This window comes from Paenibacillus shirakamiensis (assembly GCF_017874255.1).
Taxonomy (GTDB): domain Bacteria; phylum Bacillota; class Bacilli; order Paenibacillales; family Paenibacillaceae; genus Fontibacillus; species Fontibacillus shirakamiensis.
In genome coordinates this window covers 70,850-87,014 of the sequence record NZ_JAGGLD010000001.1, presented here as the reverse complement: position 1 = coordinate 87,014, position 16,165 = coordinate 70,850, and the positions used below count along the sequence as shown (strand labels likewise).

The window sequence follows — 16,165 nt, the reverse complement described above, 5'->3', positions numbered from 1 at the left end:
TAGGCTAATTATAATCTTTCTAGTCAACCTTGGCAAAGATGGTGCACAATTTATTGTTTTCACACTTGGAGTTATACTTCTTTGGTAGCCACGGCTTCACTATAAGCGATTTCCCGCACAGGTTCGGGTTCAGGCAAAGTTGGATTAGAGCGTTGTGTAAGCCCTTTAACCAGCCCCTCCAGATCAATTCCAGATACACTTCGCAGCATTTCAGGCGCAGTAGCCATAAGTTCCGTTACATAGTTACTAACTCGAGCGGCCCCTTCGCCTTTCCCGGTATCCACTACTGTCAATTTATCAATTGAACTCAGAGGTGCAGCGATTTTGCCTGCAAGTTCTGGAAGCATTTTGACCACGATATCCAAGATCGCAGCTTCGCCATATTTTTGAAAAGCCTCGGCTAGCTTCTCTTTGGCTTCCGCTTCAGCCAGACCTCGCAGACGTATAATTTCGGCATCTGCTGTCCCTTTAGCCCGCTCTGCATCCGCGATAGCCAATCCTTCAAGTCGCTTCTGCTCAGCTGAAGCTTTGGCCTGAGTCTCGATGGAATATTGAAGAGCATCCGCTTCCCGCATTCTCCGTGCCTTATCTGCTTCAGCCGCTTGTTCTACAGCATAACGATCTGCATCAGCTTTCTTCTTCACTTCTGCATCATATTGCTTCTGACGTACCAGAATCTCCTTCTCTTGAAGATCAATTTCGCGATCTTTCCTTACTAACTCCACCTTCATTTGTTCTTCTACCATGGTCTGCTTGGCCCGCGCTTCTTGAATGTGATAAGCTTGATCGGCTTCCGCCTTAGCGGTATCTTGATCTTTCTTAAAAGATGCTACTTTCAGTTCCTTTTCTTTGCCCGCTTCGGCAATGTTCGTATCCCTTAGCAATTCGGCCTTCTGTCCTTCTTCCTCAGCACGCGCTTTTTGAATTCTAGAGTCACGAATCGCTTCCGCTTCCGCAATGTCAGCATCTCGCTTCACGGCAGCAATACGAGGTTTCCCAAGCGCTTCCAAATATCCATGCTTATCGCGTACGTCTTTAATTGTAAACGAAACAATCTGAAGTCCCATTTTCTTCAAATCTCGAGCGGCGACACCTTGGACTTCTTGAGCAAATTTATCACGATTACGGTATACTTCTTCGACGGTCATTGAGCCTAAAATAGAACGCAGATGGCCTTCTAACACTTCTTGAGCTTCGCCTTTTAAGGACTCTATAGGCTTGCCCATGAACTGCTCTGCTGCCGTAGCAACATCTTCAATGGAACCCCCAACTTTAATGATAGCAACCCCATCAGCAGAGACTGGTACCCCCTGCTCCGTGTAGACTTCAGGCGTAGTCACATCCAGCTTATGAGATAACAAAGACAAAAATTCAGATTTCTGAAATACAGGCCAGATAAAGGCTCCGCCGCCGCGGACAATTTTAATTTTGCGTCCCGCCTCATCGTCTGAAATATTTTTGTTCCCTAGGAACGTACCCGTTACAATCATTGCTTCATCCGGACCCACTGTCTTAAATCTTGCCCAAAAAGCCAAACCCATGATCAAGATTACACCCACGACGATTGCAGGAATAACCAAATATTCTGGAATCATATACAACATCTCCTCAAGATTAGACTTAAAATGCTGCGACCTGAACTACGCCTTCCTTCACATCGACAACTACTACGCGTGAACCCACCATAATTGCCGTTTGATCACAGCTGGAAGCAATATGTAACGTATTGCCTGAGATCATCGTAATCATAACCTCACCATACCCTATAGCAGGCAGGGGAATCGTTACCTCACCAATTTTGCCAGGTAGATCCGTATTGGAATAACCTGAAGAATTCTCACTATTCTCCATCGGTTTAACGTAGCTATAATAGACAAGGATACCTAGAGCTACAGCTATAAGCATAGATAGAATGAATTCAACGCCCCAACTCATGTTAAAGTACTTGTGAAAAAGAATGCCCGCGCCTCCAAAGCCTGTAATTGATCCGGCTAAGATCATCGGTTTGAGGATATCTAACGATAAAAAATCAAGTAAACCTCCTAAAACATCACTGATGACATCTCCAACAAGCACACTTACTAAGGCAAACATTACGCCTCCTATCAGACACCCCCAATATAGGGCTTCCAAGTTTGCTCCCCCCTTTAAATATCTATACCTTACATACGTATTAGATTTTACATTGTTTCAATATATTCCCTTTATAGTAAAATAACTAAATAGCAAAAAAGCCCCGCACAAGGCGAGGCTTAGGATCACAATGCTTGATATTAAATCAGGTCTACAAAGAGGCTTTGTAGATTTCCAGCACATCAGCTTTGTCCATTTTGGCAAAGTTACCGAAAGATCCAAATTTCACAGCCTTATCGGCCATAAGCTCGAGATCACTATCATTGATGTCATAATCATGCAAGCGGCTTGGCGCTCCGATAGAAGTCCAGAATGCACGAAGCGCGGCAATTCCTTCTTGACCCACTTGTTCATCCGTTTTACCTTTAGCATCTACACCGAATACATTCACAGCCAGACGTTTGAAGCGTGCAGGATCCACGTTCAAATTATGACTCATCCAGTTCGGGAAGAGAATCGCTAGACCTCCGCCATGAGGAATATCATATACGGCAGACACCGCATGCTCAATGTTATGTGTACCCCAGTCGCCTACAATACCCATACTGATCATACTATTTAAAGCCATCGTACTGCTGTACATAACCGTTTCACGGAGTTCATAATTTTCTGGATCTTCAATCAGTTTGGGAGCCGTCTCAATGACGGTCTTGAGAATCGTCTCACAGAATCCATCTTGAAGTGGGGCATTCACCGGCTTATGGAAATAGTGCTCCAATACATGGGACATGATATCTACAACACCATACACCGTTTGATCTTTAGGCAAAGAGTACGTATGCTCTGGATCTGTAATGGAGAAAACAGGTGCGGCAAACGGACTTCCCCAACCTAATTTTTCCTTAGTGTCATCATTAGTAATTACGGAACCCGAATTCATTTCGGAACCTGTAGCTGACATTGTCAGCACGGTAGCGAGAGGGAGTCCATCGGTTGCTGCGGCTTTGCGCTCTGCAAAGTCCCACATATCTCCGTCATATTTTGCACCTACGGCAATAGCCTTCGCACAATCAATTACACTACCGCCGCCCACAGCCAAAATGAGATCGATGTTTTTTGCTTTGCATAGATCTACACCTTTATGTACAGTGGATAAGCGAGGGTTAGGCTCTACACCTGCAAGCTCAGTAACTACAGCACCAATTTCACTTAAGTTCGCAAGTACACGCTCGTATAGACCACTGCGTTTGATACTTCCTCCACCGTATACTAAAAGCACGTTATTACCATATCTCGGGACTTCTGTCTTCAAGGCTTCTAATTGGCCCTTACCAAAGATCAGACGAGTTGGATTATGAAATGAGAAATTAATCATATTGTATTTCCCTCCATCAATGCTAAATTGGTAAATCGCAAAAACTAAATACAAGTTCGGACTTCATTATAACGCTTCTCCCCTCTGGAAAACAAATCCGCTCTTGGCATGCCCTGAATCATTCTCTTTTATTCAAGATAATTCTCAACTTGCTTACAGGTACAAAAAAAGCCGCCCAATTAGGACGACTTTGAATACCCTAGATGTGTGATGAACTTGTGGAGAGCTATACGGCCGGCATCTGTTCGTTTGAATACACCCGCATGGGCTAGTATTTCGGAGAACTTTCTTCCTACCTCTTGACGAAGAAGTTCTTCGGCTGCCTCGAATGTGAATGTATTGCCATGTTCCAAAATAAGCTCCTTGATCCACCGCAGATGCGGAGACAATTCTGGATGTAGCCCTTCGGTTGTCTCGTTGTACAGTTGCTCATTCCCCGCAAGGATCAAGGCAATGGTTCCAAGCTCATCCTTAAGACGACCCGGAAGAATGGCTAGACCCATCACTTCTATAAGTCCGATATTTTCTTTCTTAATATGATGCATATCCTGATGTGGATGATAAATACCATCAGGATGTTCAGCGCTCGTTAGATTACTCCGAAGCACTAAATCCATCTCGTAACTACCTTCAGCTCCCCGGCGTACAATGGGCGTCACGGTATGATGAGGAATTGCATCCTCCCCCAGCGTTGAATGAGTGTAAGGAATGATCTCTGAATCGGCATCTTCATACTCTTTCCAAGTGCTATAGACTTCATCAGCGGCATGTAACAATGCATCGGGATCTTGGCTATTTAATCGCAGCACAGACATTGGCCAGTCTACGACGCTCAATTGAACGCCCGGATGTAAAGTGTGTCCATAATTCGCATCGATCTTGGCTTTTTCCAGCGGAAAGACATGTCTTCCGGCCTGGAAATGATCATGCGTAAGAATAGAGCCTCCAACAATAGGCAGATCTGCATTCGAACCGATGAAATAATGAGGGAACTTGCCTACAAAATCTAACAATCGTTTGAATGTACTTTTTGTGAGCTTCATAGGTACATGATCATGATGGAATACAATAGAGTGTTCATTGTAGTAGACATACGGAGAGTATTGGAAGAACCAAGCTTCCTCATTTAATTCCAGCGGAATTACCCGTAAATTTTGTCTACCTGGATGATTCAACCTTCCCGCATAACCTACATTTTCTCTACATAACTGACACTTCGGATAAATCGGTGGTGGCAAAAGCTTTGCCATAGCAATCTCTTTGGGATTCTTCTCTGGTTTGGATAGGTTGATGGTAATCTCCATCTCCCCATATATCGTCTCCTTTGTCCAATAGAGATTCTCTACGACGCGGTCCATGCGGATATAATTAGATGCCACCGATAATTGATAGAAGTCATCTGTAGCCGCTGCAATGCCTTCGCTCTCTGACAAATTTTGAAACTTTGCAATCACTTCGGATGGGCGAGGGGTAAGCAGACCCATAATTCGCGCATCTAGCAGATCTCGGTAGGTTGTACTATTATCTGGGATTAATCCAATCTTATATCCATAGTCAATAAGGGTGTGCAGAACATCTGCTGGGGTAGTTGGTATGTTAATGGTTTCTTCCCCTTGATAATTCTCATCCATTCCATACAATTCTAGCAACTGATTCCGTCCATAATCCGCATCATAGGTGCCTAAAAGACCTTGATGTAATGCATAGCCTACGAGTTGTTCGATCGCATACTTTGCCAGCTCGGATGGTACCTGTGTATCGCCTTCATTCATCGCTGTCATGGTAATATCCTCACTTTCACAAAAATCTACTAGTTCCCATATCCATCTGGATGTTCTTGATGCCATGTCCATGCACTGGAGATGATCTGATCTAGTCCACTACGACTTGGATTCCAGTTCAAAGTTTCACGAGCTTTCTGCGAAGATGCAATGAGCACCGCTGGATCACCTGCACGTCTTGGGTGTACGGATACAGGAAAATCGATTCCAGTGATGTCTTTTACTTTAGCAATCACTTCTTTTACTGAGAAACCTTGACCATTTCCTAAGTTGAAAATGTTGCTATCCGCACCCTTACGCAAATATTCGACCGCTAACACATGTGCATCTGCCAAGTCACTGACATGGATATAGTCCCGGATGCAAGTCCCATCTTCTGTAGGATAATCTTCTCCGAATACAGAGATCTCTTTACGCTGACCAAGAGCTGTCTGTAAAATTAGTGGAATGAGATGGCTCTCTGGACGATGATCTTCCCCAATTTTGCCACTATCATGCGCACCTGCTGCATTGAAATAACGTAAGGACACGTATTTTATACCGAGAACCTGGTCGAACCACTTCATCATTCGCTCCATCGTTAACTTTGTCTCGCCATATACATTCGTAGGCTCAGTGCGGTCTGTCTCCTCAATCGGCACTTTCTCGGGCTCTCCGTAAGTTGCTGCGGTCGAAGAGAATACTAATTTTTTCACGCCAGCCTGTTCCATCGCTTCAAGCAGACACAGCGTGCCATAGACGTTATTATCATAATAACGAACCGGCTTTTGCATACTTTCACCTACAAGAGAGTTGGCTGCAAAATGAATGACGGCATCTATTGTATTCTCAGAAAATACATTCGCTAGAAATTCCTTATCTCTCAAGTCCCCAACGTATAACTTGCCTCCAAGCAAAGCTTCCTTGTGTCCTGATTGCAAATTATCTACGATTACGACCTCTTCACCACGAGCAAGCAATTCGGCTACCGCATGCGAACCAATATAACCCGCACCACCTGTGACTAATACTGCCATTTTAATTCTCCTCCTTCAGTTCAGATACGCCTTGCCCTACACTGCATACATAGAACTCGCCTTGAAGTTCAGTACGCTCTTGATAAGCGGTTCCTACCTGATCTACAAATTGTTCCACAGAATCCTTATGGACTAGAGACACGGTACAACCACCAAATCCGGCCCCGGTCATCCTTGAACCTAATGTGCCTTCAATTCTCCTAGCCTCTTCTACCATCACATCAAGCTCCCTGCAGCTCACTTCATATAAATCTCGCAAAGAATCATGGGAAGCATTCATATACTGACCAAAACGCTGAAGCTCACCTTGAGATAAAGCATCTACGGAAGACAGCACACGTGCATTTTCTTGTACTACATGCTGCGCTCGTTTCTCCAATATATCGTCCTGTAAAGTCCCTTTTACTTGCTCGAACTGCTCTGGAGTAAGTCCAGCTAAATGTTTAAGTTCTGGCATAAGCGTATGGATTCGGCGTAAAGCTTCATCACACTCACTTCTGCGCTCATTATATTTGGAATCTACGAGTCCTCTACGCTTGTTCGTATTTCCAATGACCAGTTTGTAATCGCCTGCTTCAAAAGGGACCAGCTTGTACTCGAGCGTACCGCACATCAATAAAATTGCATGATCCTTTGCGCCATTAGCGGATGCAAATTGATCCATAATACCGCTGTTCACACCCACATATTTGTTCTCTGCACGCTGAGATAATTTAGCAATTTCAACCTTGTCGATTGTAGCTTTTTCCATTTGAGAGAGTGCATATGCTGTAACTACCTCAATAGATGCAGAAGAAGATAATCCAGCTCCGTTCGGAATTTCTCCGAAATACATCAGATCATATCCACAGGTAAGCTTCACACCCAACTGTTCTAATTCATGGATGACACCGCTAGGATAATCGATCCACTGGTCTATTTTACCTTGAGCCACTTCTTCTAGTGGAAGAACGCTAGTATATTCGTAATGGTGAGATTTAAATGAAATCAAAGAATCCTTACGTCTACGCACCAACAAAGTCGTGCCAAATTCTAAAGCTGCTGGAAGTACATAACCTCCGTTGTAATCAATATGTTCTCCAATGAGATTGACTCTCCCCGGAGCTTGAAAGCTATACACTTGCTCTTGGTGTTCCCCATAATAATTAGCAAACTGTTGTTTCATTTCCTTCAAGTTCATGCCCTTCCACCTGCTTCTTCAAATTGTTGGTAGCAATCATGTTGTCTATGAGTAAAGTATATAGGTTCGCTTCAGTTTTGATAATGCAACTATGCGTTTTTCACATGGATTAATGTGACTTTTTAAGCTATGCTAATTTCATATCGTATTGTCAATATAGAAAGAAGTGAAATTCTGTGCAGCCTGAGACGTATGTTGCCGCCGCGAATCCCGCACCTTCGATTGATAGCCCTGTACAGGTTCTTTTTTGCGGGGCGAGTCAGACTCGCCCGAACCACTTGCTTGGGCCCAAAGTTGTTGATTATTATTTGTTGCACCTTATTGAAGAAGGACAAGGTACTTTCACGAACGAATGGACAAGCTATAGCTTATCCGCAGGGGATGGATTTCTAATTCACCCCGAGCAGCTGATTAGCTATGGTTCTCATTCTGAGAATCCTTGGCGCTACCGCTGGATTGCTTTTACGGGAATAGGAGCTTCATCAATCGTTGCTGAAGCTGGATTCGATTTACATCATCCAGTTATTCATGCCTGTAATGTGGAGAAATTCTCGCAACATTTTATTAACGTACTAGCCGCTTTTCAGCAGCGCCAAGGTCATGCACACCTCCTGTCTTTAGGGCATCTCTATATGTTACTAGCGGAAGCTGAGGACACGCTGAAGGAGACCGCTATCCCTCTAGAAAGTGAATCCGGCCTTCAATATATTGTGAAACAAATGATTCAGACGATGACTTCACAATATGCGTATCCTGTATCTATCGAAGAAATGTCCAAGAGTATGGGATATAATCGGGCCTATCTCTCCCGCATTTTCAAAAAACAAATTGGCGTATCTCCAGTAACCTATCTATTAAGGCTGCGTATGGATAAAGCCCGTCTTTTGCTGCGAGAACGTCCTGATTTATCCACTCAGCAAATTGCTGCGTCTGTTGGGATGCCTGATGCCTTATACTTTTCACGCCAATTCAGCCGCCTTCATGGCCGCCCACCTAGTAGTTATCGCAAAATGACCGCAGGTGATCTCAATGGATCAGCTCTAATCCAAGATTCAGAACACTAGATCAAGGAATATCCCTATATTATTGCACACAAAAAACCCGCTACAGTGTCTGTTAGCGGGTTTACTTTTTTAGAACCTATTACACATAGATTTGATTATTTAGAGTTGATTATTTATTGTTCTGAATCATTTTCTGTCTTTAATATAGTCTCCACACGACTCAGCTCTTCTTCAGTGAAATCAAGCTTGTTAAGTGCAGCTACATTCTCCTCAATTTGGCTAACTCGACTTGCCCCAATTAAAGCAGAACTTAATCTACCTCCACGGAGCACCCAAGATAAGGAAAACTGAGCTAGACTTTGACCTCGGGAAGAAGCCACTTGATTCAGCGCCCGGATTTTGCGAAGGGCTTCTGGCGTAATTTGATCCTTCTGTAGTGCTCCTGTGGAACTCGCAGCGCGGGAGCTCTCTGGCACACCATTCAAATATTTACTGGTCAGAAGGCCTTGTGCCAATGGACAGAAGGCAATGCTCCCCACGCCTTCTCGGTCCAGAACATCCTGTAATCCATGCTCAATCCAACGCTCGAACATTGAATATTTAGGTTGGTGTATCAAGAGAGGCGTACCTAATTGTCTCAGGATATCCACAGCTTTCTCCGTTTGTTCCGCAGAATAGTTGGACAAGCCAACATAGAGAGCTTTACCTGAACGAACCATGTGATCGAGGGCCTGCATCGTTTCTTCCAAAGGCGTATTGGGATCTGGGCGATGGGAGTAAAAGATATCAACATATTCAAGGCCCATCCGCTTCAAGCTTTGGTCGAGACTTGCGATCAAATATTTACGTGAGCCAAAGTCTCCATAGGGACCTGGCCACATCGTATATCCTGCTTTGGAGGAAATTATAAGTTCGTCTCGGTAAGGAGCCAGATCTTTTTTCAGCACTTGTCCGAACATTTCTTCTGCTGAACCTGGAGGCGGGCCATAATTATTCGCCAAATCGAAATGTGTGATGCCTAAGTCAAATGCTCTTAAAAGCATATTCCGTCCATTCTCAAATGTATCTACCCCGCCAAAATTGTGCCAAAGTCCCAAAGAGATTGCCGGGAGTTTCAGACCAGAACGGCCAACACGGTTGTACTTCATAGTCTCATAACGGTTCTCTTGCGCACTGTATACCATGTTTTGTTTTCTCCACCCTTCTTCATGTGTCTAGAGGTATAATAGCTCTTTCCTGAATGTGATTGCAAGAAACCGCTTCCTTTTGAAACCTAATTTTATCGACATTCAAATTAAATTAAGCCGTTTACGAACACCGCTGAACACGCTGCCTATAGGAGCTTGGAGACACAAATCCACCTTGGTATCATAAGAAGTTGAGGTTATATTCACGAGTACGCTATGTCTGCCTTCGAAATAAGAAACAAAATGAGCCGCTGGTTGCACCGTTAGAGAAGTCCCCCCAACTAAAAGCAGGTCAGCTTGCCGAATCGCATCTATGGAAGCTTCCATGATTAATGGATCTAGCATTTCTTCATATAGGACGACATCAGGCTTCACCATGCCATGGCAGACATCACATCTAGGGACTAACTCGTCTTGGTTCATTATCTCGGCAAGTGAGAAAAATTTACGACAATAAATGCAATAATTCCTATGAATAGATCCATGTAGTTCAAGGACCTGCTCGCTTCCCGCTTTTTGATGTAGTCCGTCTATATTTTGAGTGATAATCGCATGTAATTTCCCTTCACGCTCTAGCTCCGCAAGAAGTTGATGCCCTGCATTAGGCTGGGCTTCTGGATGAAGCATCTTGGACCTATAGAAGTCATAGAACACCTCAGGATGCCTATCAAAAAAGGATCGGCTCAAGATCTGTTCCGGCGTATAAGGAGTTTGATGTTCGGTCTGATACAGTCCTGCGGCCGATCTAAAATCCGGAATGCCGCTCTCCGTTGAGATCCCAGCCCCTCCGAAGAATACAATTCGACTACTGTCCTGAATCCATTCACTCAGTTGGTCCAGTTGTTCTTCCATATTCCCTAGTTGCCTCATTCCCGCACCTCCAAATCAGCGTAACTACGTATACATATCTCGGCATCCTTTAGCAAGACCTCATCTTTACGATCTGGACAGTAGCCGATAGTTAAGCCTACGTTAGCCGCTTTCCCCATCTGCATATCGGCATTGCTATCTCCTATAATAACCGCATCTGATAGTCGTGTCCCAAGTTCATTACAAGCGAGAATTACAGAATCTGCCGCAGGTTTGCCCTGCTTGACTCGATCATTACCTACAATGGTATTAAAATAATACGTTAAGCCATCTAGATGTCGAACTGCATGTTTAGTAAGATCGGTGCTCACGACGCCCATAGGAATACCATGTGCGCGGCAATTATTTAGAAAAGGAATTAGATCTGGCATAGGATCAGCCTGTTTCTTATACTCTATCTCTGCGCTAGCTGATGCACAAATTTCGCGTATTTCGCTGATCGCCTCGTTCCAAGGCATGCCAGCAGCATATAGTTGCCAAGCTAGCAGACCTTCCGTCTCTTGAACGGATGCCATAGCAAGCGGCCCCTTTTTATCATAGCCTATAAGCTGATTCAGTTCATCATAATACAGCCCGAGTATATCTCTTCCTCTGTGAGGAAGCTGACCACCTAGCGAGGTAACCCGGGTATACATCTGATGTGTTACCTGCTCAGCCCAATGTCCCCAAAGTCGCATGAAATCAAGTAAAGTTCCATCCTTGTCGAACAAAATACAAGAACATGCATAGGCCTTTCCATGCACATGAAGCGTAGTCATAACCCACCCCTCATCGATCAATTCTTCTTTATTTAGTTTACAGGAATTTACTGTGTTAGCCAAAAAATTCTTGTCCTGCTTAGTCTATTTCGGTAATAACCCACCTTACTTTTCCATTTATATGGCTGTTTTATGTTTCAGCTTCCAGCCCGGTGGTATATACAACTAAGCAATGTAACAACCTAAATCCAATACTTAATAAGGAGTGATTTTTGATGGCACGTAACACCAAAGCAAAGCTGAGTCGGGAAGAAGCAGGTCGTCTTGGAGGCGAAGCAACAGCCAAAAATCACGGTAAACAATTCTATCAAAATATTGGTCAGAAGGGCGGACAAGCTACCTCTAAGAATCATGACCGTGAGTTCTATCAAGAAATCGGTCAAAAGGGTGGCGAAGCGACTTCAGATTCCCATGACAAAAACTTCTACCGTGAAATTGGAAAAAAAGGCGGCGAAGCCCGCAGTAAAAACAGTTAATTTGGGTTCATCCCCATATAGTTAAGATTAAGGTCAGTCTTCTCTCCATTTAGGGACAGGAGACTGGCTTTTTTCTTTAAATTTTCACGGATAAAGTGAGTAGGTGTCTATGCTAGAAAAAAATTCCCGGTTGTGATAGACTTTGATAAAGCTTTAGCGGATTACATTCTTAAACTATTATCATATACAGGGGGAAGCGACATCATGAAACCAAAAAAAATGCGTTCAGATATGATCAAAAAAGGCTTTGACCGAGCACCTCACCGGAGTTTGCTCCGTGCTGCAGGCGTGAAGGAAGAAGATTTCCACAAACCTTTTATTGCAGTATGTAACTCTTATATTGATATTGTACCGGGCCACGTGCATTTACAAGAGTTCGGTAAGATTGTAAAAGAAGCGATTCGTGAAGCGGGCGGGGTACCTTTCGAATTCAATACTATTGGAGTTGATGACGGAATCGCCATGGGTCATATTGGTATGCGTTACTCGCTTCCTTCCCGTGAGATTATTGCAGATTCCTTAGAGACTGTAGTATCCGCTCACTGGTTCGATGGCATGGTCTGTATCCCGAACTGTGATAAAATTACACCCGGCATGATGATGGGCGCACTTCGTGTGAACATCCCAACAATCTTTGTGAGCGGTGGTCCGATGAAGGCTGGCGTGGATAGCAAAGGGAATAAATTATCACTTACGTCTGTATTCGAAGGTGTAGGTGCTTATCAGGCGGGTAAGATTAATGATGCTGATCTTCTTGAACTCGAACAATTTGGTTGTCCAACCTGTGGATCTTGTTCAGGGATGTTCACCGCGAACTCTATGAACTGTCTTGCTGAAGCTATGGGTCTTGCACTACCAGGTAACGGTACGATTCTAGCGGTTGCAGAAGAACGTCGTGATTTTGTTAGACAATCCGCTCGTCAATTAATGGAACTAATTCAACTAGATCTCAAACCACGTGATATTGTAAATATAGAAGCGATTGATAATGCATTTGCTCTAGATATGGCTATGGGTGGATCTACGAATACTGTACTTCATACTTTAGCGCTAGCGCATGAAGCTGGATTAGAATATCCATTGCAACGCATTAATGAGGTAGCTAATCGCGTACCGCATATTTCCAAGTTAGCACCAGCATCGAACCATTTTATTGAAGATGTGCATCGTGCGGGCGGCGTAAGTGCCGTAATCAACGAATTGCTGAAGAAACCAGGTGCAATCCATGGAGACTGTATAACGGTGTCCGGCAAAACATTGCGCGAAAATGTAGAAGGCGTTGAAATTCAAGACTTTGAAGTCATTCATGCAATTGACAATCCTCACTCCGAACGTGGAGGACTGGCTGTACTATATGGTAACTTAGCACCTGAAGGATCTGTAATCAAGGTGGGTGCTGTGGATGCTTCCGTAGGAGGCTATCACAAAGGCCCAGCCATTTGCTTCGATTCCCAAGAACAAGCGCTCGAAGGCATTGCGAACGGCAAAGTTAAAGAAGGCCATGTTGTCGTGATCCGTTATGAAGGACCTAAAGGTGGACCAGGTATGCCTGAGATGCTTGCCCCTACTTCCCAGATTGTAGGTATGGGCCTTGGTGCAAAAGTCGGCTTGATTACCGATGGACGCTTCTCTGGCGCATCACGCGGAATCAGCATTGGTCATATTTCTCCAGAAGCTGCAGAAGGTGGACCGATTGCCTTCGTTGAAGATGGTGACATCATTGAACTAGATCTCAACAATCGTAAAATCGAGTTGCTAGTAGATGAAGAAGAATTATCCGTTAGACGTTCTCATTGGAAGGGCTTTGAACCTAAAGTGAAGACAGGTTACTTAGCTCGTTATTCCAAATTGGTTACAAATGCTAGCTCTGGCGGCGTTCTGAAGATCTAATCCAGCACTTATTTTATTTCCTATATTGCTTTTAACTTGTAACAAAAAACCTATCCTAACCATGATGTAGGTTGGAGATAAATATTTTTCTTATTATACAGAGGACATTACAAACTGCGACAGTTTGTAATGTCCTTTTCCTTTCACAACGCTTGAGGCTATTTAAAATGAGAGGAGGATGTTCGTAATATGCAGAGCGAATTTATTAGTAGAGATGAGGGCTTCACAACCCACTTTTTACACTGGACACCCACTATTGCATCGGATAAATTACCTATAGTGTGTATACATGGGAACCTATCTAATGCACGAATGTTCAAATGGATGGGAGAATTGTTGTCCTCCGAGGTGAGCAAGAACCCAAGACAAGTTGTAGCTGTGGATCTCCGAGGACGTGGAGATAGTGGACTCCCGGATACCGGATGTACCTTACAACATATGAGCTCTGATATCGAAGCTGTACTTCATCATTTGGGTATATCAAAAGCTCATTTTATAGCGTATTCTATGGGTGTTCCTTATACACTTCACTATGCGTTAATGCATTCAACACATGTGCATGGGCTTGTAATTGGAGACTATCCTACACAATATCCAAAATTCAATGAAGAATGGGCTCAGAGAATTCAACAGTCTAACAAGCCCTATAAATCTTGGAATCAGTTGTTCACAGAAATCTCTACAATTCATAATATTAGCCGGGAAGAATTTGAATATAAGAAAGATGAATACTACGTTGAAGTTGACGGAATCATTCGCAATAGGTATTCCGCAGATCTACCCATGCGGATATATCGCGATTCAACAGCATGTAATGTTTCAGCGGGGTTAGAATATGTTCAGGGGAAAATATTAATCTTCAAAGGTACAGAGGAAGGATCTTTATTAAATGAGGAACAATTGCAAGTGTACCAAGCATATGATCCTGCACTTGTCCATGTAAGTAACGCAGGGCATGATGTTTCTGAACCGAGACCTCATGTAAAAAAAGCATTATTAACTTATTTTAATGACGTTATTTAAATAAAAACACAAAAAGGATGGCACATACATAGCCATCCTTTTCACTTTCATTACCTCTATTTGAATTCCTACTTTAGATAAAATTAAAATCATTTTTCATTTAGATCAACATGGAATGGTAGCTTCCAGCCCTTCGGGATCGTTCACATGATTAGCTATAGGACGATGCGATCCTTTATCAGCAAAACGACTTAATAACAAATCGGTAGGCATCACAATAAGCTTAGGAACTAGCTGCTCCGCATGTCTTCGTACATGTTGGTTCCCTCCAGGATGAATGACTCTCATCAAAAGCTTCAAATAGAGCTGGGACGATAAGGCAAAGAATCCTTTGGGTAAGTCTGCTACGGTAAAGCCAAACTGTTCAGGACCTCTGTTCAGCATACTCACGCCATACAGTGCCTTAATTTTACCGAGTTCTGGATGATTTCGGATGTATGCAGCAAGTTCCGGGAGTGTCTTCTCTACTCCACGAATCATTTGAATAGCTAATTGAACGGTTGATTTGGAACGTGAACCAATCTCAAATAACTTCTTGTTATCAAAATGAAGTTCCAGCACTCTATCTCCTTTTTCAAGGCGGGCTCCCCCCTGCATTACCACGGCTTCCCCTTGGTAGGAACGACTTCTGAAATGGAAGATGGGATCTTCTTCATTCGTAGTCTCCAAATGGAACACCAAATGAAATATCTTTTCCCATACCAGCCAAAGGAAGACCAGCACTTTTTTGTACCACGGTAAAATAGGCACCTTATGCCGACTTTTCCAAGCTTCATCTAGCCTTGCGAGATTACCGGGATTCGATAATTCAATCATTTCGTCAATTCTAATGCTGCGCAGTCCTCTCTTCGATGCTTCATGTAGTACATGCTCTAGCGCTTCAAGCATATGAGAAGGTGCGTCACGGTTAGCACCTAGCGTAGCCCCACAATCGTGAAGGAGAAAGATTTCACCAGGTGACAGCTTTTTCAGCATGCGCCGAGTCAAACGTTCTGTCCCTACTCGGTAACGCCAATCTCCGAACATAGAAGACCATAATACGATTTGAGTATCATTTTTCTTAGAGAAATCAAACAAATTAACAATGCCCCAAGGCGGTCTATAGAAGTAAGTTCGTTCTCCAGTTATCTGGTGTATAATATGATCGGTCTGGGCTATTTGTTTTTTTACCATAGCTGGACGCATCAGCCAATTGGTCTTGTGGACATAATTATGAATTCCAATCTGATGACCCTCTTCATGGATTCGCTTGATTATTTCGGGGTATCGCTCTGCATTCGAACCCACTACAAAGAAAGTAGCCTTGGCATCGAACTGCTTGAGTAGATCAAGTAGTTGAGGTGTGTATAACGGATCCGGCCCATCATCAAAAGTTAAAGCAATCTGTCGTTGTGTCCGCCCTTTCCTAAATACCCGAAAACCAAACATCCGGCTGATCATCCCTGGAATAAAGGCGTAAAGCGTTGAAATGTAGAATAACCACAGTAGTAAAGTCTCCATGTGCTCTCCCCACTTTTTTGTATCTCGTATCT

14 protein-coding genes are annotated in these 16,165 nt (G+C 43.6%); 4 read left to right on the top strand and 10 right to left on the bottom strand.

Features of this window, described 5'->3' with window-relative positions:
- Positions 1–71: 71 nt before the first annotated feature.
- The 6 genes from J2Z69_RS00375 to J2Z69_RS00350 all read right to left on the bottom strand — a co-directional run bounded on the left by J2Z69_RS00375 (position 72) and on the right by J2Z69_RS00350 (position 7,425).
- Positions 72–1,595, bottom strand: a complete 1,524-nt coding sequence (locus tag J2Z69_RS00375) for a flotillin lipid rafts scaffold protein FloT (RefSeq protein ID WP_425354971.1) — start codon at positions 1,593–1,595, stop codon at positions 72–74.
- A 25-nt stretch (positions 1,596–1,620) separates the two neighbouring features.
- Positions 1,621–2,133: an NfeD family membrane protein gene (locus J2Z69_RS00370; RefSeq protein WP_209858184.1), complete on the bottom strand. Its 513-nt coding sequence runs from the start codon at positions 2,131–2,133 to the stop codon at positions 1,621–1,623.
- A gap of 151 nt (positions 2,134–2,284) precedes the next feature.
- Positions 2,285–3,448, bottom strand: a complete 1,164-nt coding sequence (locus J2Z69_RS00365; protein WP_209858182.1) for an iron-containing alcohol dehydrogenase — start codon at positions 3,446–3,448, stop codon at positions 2,285–2,287.
- 179 nt (positions 3,449–3,627) lie between these two features.
- Positions 3,628–5,220 carry a UDP-glucose--hexose-1-phosphate uridylyltransferase gene (locus tag J2Z69_RS00360; protein ID WP_209860382.1) on the bottom strand — a complete coding sequence of 531 codons (1,593 nt, stop codon included), beginning with the start codon at positions 5,218–5,220 and terminating at the stop codon, positions 3,628–3,630.
- A 38-nt stretch (positions 5,221–5,258) separates the two neighbouring features.
- A complete protein-coding gene (gene galE, locus J2Z69_RS00355) occupies positions 5,259–6,245 on the bottom strand; it encodes a UDP-glucose 4-epimerase GalE (RefSeq protein WP_209858181.1) in 987 nt (328 codons plus the stop codon).
- 1 nt (position 6,246) lies between these two features.
- Positions 6,247–7,425 carry a galactokinase gene (locus tag J2Z69_RS00350; protein ID WP_209858180.1) on the bottom strand — a complete coding sequence of 393 codons (1,179 nt, stop codon included), beginning with the start codon at positions 7,423–7,425 and terminating at the stop codon, positions 6,247–6,249.
- A 176-nt stretch (positions 7,426–7,601) separates the two neighbouring features.
- On the opposite strand from J2Z69_RS00350, the gene J2Z69_RS00345 reads away from it, so the two are divergent.
- Positions 7,602–8,489: an AraC family ligand binding domain-containing protein gene (locus tag J2Z69_RS00345; RefSeq protein WP_209858179.1), complete on the top strand. Its 888-nt coding sequence runs from the start codon at positions 7,602–7,604 to the stop codon at positions 8,487–8,489.
- Between the two features lie 113 nt (positions 8,490–8,602).
- Here J2Z69_RS00345 and mgrA read toward each other — a convergent pair whose 3' ends face one another.
- From mgrA to J2Z69_RS00330, 3 genes are all read right to left on the bottom strand, one after another.
- A complete protein-coding gene (gene mgrA, locus J2Z69_RS00340; protein ID WP_209858178.1) occupies positions 8,603–9,613 on the bottom strand; it encodes an L-glyceraldehyde 3-phosphate reductase in 1,011 nt (336 codons plus the stop codon).
- 105 nt (positions 9,614–9,718) lie between these two features.
- A complete protein-coding gene (locus J2Z69_RS00335) occupies positions 9,719–10,486 on the bottom strand; it encodes an NAD-dependent protein deacylase (RefSeq protein WP_425354970.1) in 768 nt (255 codons plus the stop codon).
- The gene (locus tag J2Z69_RS00330) at positions 10,483–11,244 is read right to left on the bottom strand and encodes an HAD family hydrolase (protein WP_209858177.1); all 762 of its coding nucleotides are present in this window, start codon (positions 11,242–11,244) and stop codon (positions 10,483–10,485) included. Before J2Z69_RS00330 ends, J2Z69_RS00335 begins: the two co-directional genes overlap by 4 nt.
- Before the next feature lie 215 nt (positions 11,245–11,459).
- Here J2Z69_RS00330 and J2Z69_RS00325 point away from each other — a divergent pair, with 215 nt between their 5' ends.
- The 3 genes from J2Z69_RS00325 (at position 11,460) to J2Z69_RS00315 (ending at position 14,633) form a co-directional block, all read left to right on the top strand.
- Positions 11,460–11,720: a KGG domain-containing protein gene (locus J2Z69_RS00325; protein ID WP_209858176.1), complete on the top strand. Its 261-nt coding sequence runs from the start codon at positions 11,460–11,462 to the stop codon at positions 11,718–11,720.
- A gap of 204 nt (positions 11,721–11,924) precedes the next feature.
- Complete coding sequence (gene ilvD / locus J2Z69_RS00320) at positions 11,925–13,610, top strand: dihydroxy-acid dehydratase (protein WP_209858174.1); 1,686 nt, start codon at positions 11,925–11,927, stop codon at positions 13,608–13,610.
- Between the two features lie 189 nt (positions 13,611–13,799).
- Positions 13,800–14,633 carry an alpha/beta hydrolase gene (locus tag J2Z69_RS00315; protein ID WP_209858172.1) on the top strand — a complete coding sequence of 278 codons (834 nt, stop codon included), beginning with the start codon at positions 13,800–13,802 and terminating at the stop codon, positions 14,631–14,633.
- 105 nt (positions 14,634–14,738) lie between these two features.
- Here J2Z69_RS00315 and J2Z69_RS00310 read toward each other — a convergent pair whose 3' ends face one another.
- Positions 14,739–16,133, bottom strand: a complete 1,395-nt coding sequence (locus J2Z69_RS00310; protein ID WP_209858170.1) for a polysaccharide deacetylase family protein — start codon at positions 16,131–16,133, stop codon at positions 14,739–14,741.
- Between the last annotated feature and the right edge of the window lie 32 nt (positions 16,134–16,165).